1 protein-coding gene is annotated in these 371 nt (G+C 67.9%); it reads left to right on the forward strand.

The features are described from left to right. The coding region (locus WG902_RS22485; protein ID WP_340062453.1) for an Ig-like domain-containing protein at positions 1 to 371 on the forward strand (371 nt) is incomplete at both ends.

Here is a 371-nt window from a genome sequence, read left to right on the forward strand (position 1 = left end):
GCGACCTTCGAGTACACGGTCAGCGATGGCAACGGCGGCACCGACACCGCCACGGTGACGGTCAACGTCACGGCGGCCAACGACGCGCCCACGGCGAACGACGACAGCTTCAGCACGGCCGAGGACACGCCGGTCGTCATGACCACCGCGTCGCTGCTGGCCAACGACACCGATCCGGACACCGGCAACACCCTCGCGGTGACGGCCGTCTCCAACCCGGTGGGCGGCACGGTCACGCTGGTGGGCGGCAACGTCACCTTCACGCCGAACGCGAACTTCACGGGGACGGCCAGCTACGACTACACGGTCAGCGACGGCAACGGTGGAACTTCCACCGCCACGGTCACGATCAATGTCACGCCGGTGCAGGA

The sequence above is a fragment of the Ramlibacter sp. PS3R-8 genome (assembly GCF_037572435.1).
In the GTDB taxonomy this organism is placed as follows: Bacteria; Pseudomonadota; Gammaproteobacteria; order Burkholderiales; family Burkholderiaceae_C; genus Ramlibacter.